Annotated in this window: 3 protein-coding genes; all 3 read right to left on the reverse strand. The window is 70.2% G+C overall.

Annotation, left to right across the window (positions count from 1 at the left end):
• A partial coding sequence (locus NVS89_RS22855; protein WP_258735089.1) for an NAD(P)(+) transhydrogenase (Re/Si-specific) subunit beta occupies positions 1-1,394 on the reverse strand: 1,394 nt, incomplete at its 3' end.
• A 13-nt stretch (positions 1,395-1,407) separates the two neighbouring features.
• Positions 1,408-1,905: a proton-translocating transhydrogenase family protein gene (locus tag NVS89_RS22860; RefSeq protein WP_258735091.1), complete on the reverse strand. Its 498-nt coding sequence runs from the start codon at positions 1,903-1,905 to the stop codon at positions 1,408-1,410.
• A gap of 224 nt (positions 1,906-2,129) precedes the next feature.
• A partial coding sequence (locus NVS89_RS22865; RefSeq protein WP_258735090.1) for a Re/Si-specific NAD(P)(+) transhydrogenase subunit alpha occupies positions 2,130-3,252 on the reverse strand: 1,123 nt, incomplete at its 5' end.

Raw genomic sequence — 3,252 nt, forward strand, 5'->3', positions numbered from 1 at the left:
AGGTTCTTGACGATATCCTCGACCATTTTCTTTGCGTCGGCGAAGAGCATCATGGTGTTGTCGCGGAAGAACAGCTCGTTCTCGACGCCGGCATAGCCGGCGGCCATGCCGCGCTTGATGAACAGCACCGTCTTGGCCTTCTCCACGTCGAGGATCGGCATGCCGTAGATCGCCGAGCTCGGGTCGGTCTTGGCCGCCGGGTTGGTCACGTCGTTGGCCCCGATCACGAACGCCACGTCCGCCTGCGCGAACTCCGAGTTGATGTCCTCCAGTTCGAACACCTCGTCATAGGGCACGTTCGCCTCGGCCAGCAGCACGTTCATGTGCCCGGGCATGCGGCCCGCCACCGGATGGATGGCGTACTTCACTTCCACGCCCTCCTCCTTCAGCTTGTCCGCCATCTCCCGCAGCGCGTGCTGGGCCTGCGCCACCGCCATGCCGTAGCCCGGCACGATGATCACCTTCGAGGCGTTCTTCATGATGAAGGCCGCGTCCTCGGCCGAGCCCTGCTTCACCGGGCGCGTCTCCACCGCGCCCGCCGGGCCCGCCGCCGCATCGCCGCCGAACCCGCCCAGGATCACCGAGACGAACGACCGGTTCATCCCCTTGCACATGATGTAGGAGAGGATCGCGCCGCTTGAGCCCACCAGCGCCCCGGTGATGATCAGCGCCGTATTGCCCAGCGTGAAGCCGATGCCCGCCGCCGCCCAGCCGGAATAGCTGTTCAGCATCGACACCACCACCGGCATGTCCGCCCCGCCGATCGGCACGATGATCAGGCCGCCCAGAACCAGCGACACCAGCACGATCAGCCAGAACACGGTGTGGCTCTCGGTGCTCACCAGCACCACGATCAGCACCACCAGCAGCGCCGCGAGGCCGAGATTGATGGCGTGCCGCCCCGGCAGCAGGATCGGCTTGCCCGACATGTTGCCGTTCAGCTTGGCGAAGGCGATCACCGAGCCGGTGAAGGTGATGGCGCCGATCGCCACGCCCAGGCTCATCTCCACCAGCGCCTGGCCGTGGATCATCCCCGGCTCGCCGATGCCGAACGCCTCCGGCGCGTAGAGCGCCGCCGCCGCCACCATCACCGCGGCGAGACCCACCAGGGAGTGGAACGCGGCCACCAGCTGGGGCATCTGCGTCATCGCGATCTTCTTCGCGATCACCGCGCCGACCCCGCCGCCGATGGCGAGGCCGCCGAGCACCAGCACCCAGCCCCCGACCCCCGCCGGCGGGCTCGCCGCCAGCGTCGTCAGGATGGCGATGGTCATGCCGACCATGCCGAACAGATTGCCCTGGCGCGACGTCACCGGGCTCGACAGCCCGCGCAGCGCCAGAATGAACAGAACCCCGGAGACGAGGTACAGAAGGGCCACCAGATTGGCGTTCATCGTCCCGTGCCCCTCACTTCTTCTTCGCGTACATGGCGAGCATCCGGCTGGTCACCAGGAACCCGCCGAAGATGTTCACGCTCGCCAGGATCAGGCCGAGGAAGCCGAAGCCCCGCGCCCAGCCCGTCCCCGCCGTCACCGTGTCGACGCCCACCGCCAAGAGCGCCCCAACCACGATCACCGACGAGATCGCGTTGGTCACGCTCATCAGCGGCGTGTGCAGCGCCGGCGTCACCGACCACACCACGTAGTAGCCGACGAACACCGCCAGCACGAAGATCGACAGCCGGAACACGAACGGGTCGATCGCCCCGCCGCTCAGCGCGTGCGCCGCGGCGCCCGCCATCTCCGCATAGTGCTGCGCCGCCGCGTCGGCATAGGCCTGCGCCGCCTCCGCCGCCTGCCGCGCCACTTCCGCCGCCGTGCGCGCCCCTTCGAGCGCTCCCTGCGCGGTCAGGTCCGAGCCTGCCCCGCCCGAAACACCGCCTGCCGCATTCTGGGCGAGCTGCATGCCCGCGCCCATCACATCCCCTGCCGGATTGGCCATTGTCCTTCCCCTGAAGCTGTCAAGGCCGGGCGCCGCGCGCTCGCCGCGCCGCCGCGCCGTCCCGTTTGATCCGTCGTTGCCGCCGCGCCCGGCCCGCCCCGGGGGCAATACCTCCGGGGCAGGACGCCCCGGGAGCAGCCCCCGGCCGGCGCGCCGGCTATCGCGCGCGCGGCCGTGACCGGGCGGCCTTAAGCCGCGCTCGCCGCGCCCGTCTTGTCCGCGTCTTCCGCCTTGCCGCCGAAGCCCGGATGCACCACCGCCCCGTCCTTCGTCAGCAGCGTCGCCCGCACCAGCTCGTCGTCCCACTTCACGCCGAGCGTCTTCGTCTCCTTGTCCACCAGCGTCTCGACGAAGGCGTAGAGGTTCTTCGCGTAAAGCTGCGACGCCGTCGCCGCCAGACGACCCGGCACGTTCAGATGGCCGACGATCTTCACCCCGTTCGGCGTCGTCACCACCTCGCCCGGCACCGCGCCCGCGACATTGCCGCCGCGCTCCACCGCCAGGTCGATGATCACCGAGCCCGGCTTCATCGACGCCACCATCTCCTCCGACACCAGCTTCGGCGCCGGACGCCCGGGGATCAGCGCCGTGGTGATCACCACGTCCTGCTTGGCGATGTGGCTCGCCACCAGCGCCGCCTGCTTGGCCTGGTACTCCGCCGACATCTGCTTGGCGTAGCCCCCGGCCGTCTCGGCCTGCCTGAACTCCTCGTCCTCGACCGCGATGAACTTGCCGCCGAGGCTCTCCACCTGCTCCTTCGCCGCCGGACGCACGTCGGTCGCCGACACCACCGCGCCGAGCCGGCGCGCCGTCGCCACCGCCTGCAGCCCCGCCACGCCCGCGCCCATCACGAACACACGCGCCGCCGGCACCGTGCCCGCCGCCGTCATCATCATCGGGAACGCCCGGCCGAACTCCGACGAGGCGTCGATCACCGCCCGGTAGCCCGCGAGGTTCGCCTGGCTCGACAACACGTCCATCACCTGCGCCCGGGTGATGCGCGGCATCAGCTCCATCGCGAACAGGCTCGCCCCGGTCCTGGCGATCGCCTCCAGCTCGCTCTCGTGCCCGTAAGGGTCCGCGATCGCGATCACCAGCGCCCCGGGCTTGGCCCCCGTCAGCAGCTCCGCCGGAGGCCGCCGCACGCCGAGCACGACGTCCGCCCCGGCCACCGCCGCGGCATTGTCCGCCACCACCGACGCCCCCGCGCCCTCATACTCCCCGTCGCCCACGCCCGACGCCGAACCCGCACCCGACGAAACCACAACGTCAGCCCCAAGGCCCACATAACGCTTAACCGTGTCCGGGGAC

Source organism: Ancylobacter mangrovi (assembly GCF_024752355.1).
Classification (GTDB): domain Bacteria; phylum Pseudomonadota; class Alphaproteobacteria; order Rhizobiales; family Xanthobacteraceae; genus Ancylobacter; species Ancylobacter mangrovi.

Coding starts and splice junctions, on each gene's coding strand:
- NVS89_RS22860 (WP_258735091.1), bottom strand. CDS start 1,905: ATGCAGCTCGCCCAGAATGCGGCAGGCGGTGTTTCGGGCGGGGCAGGC.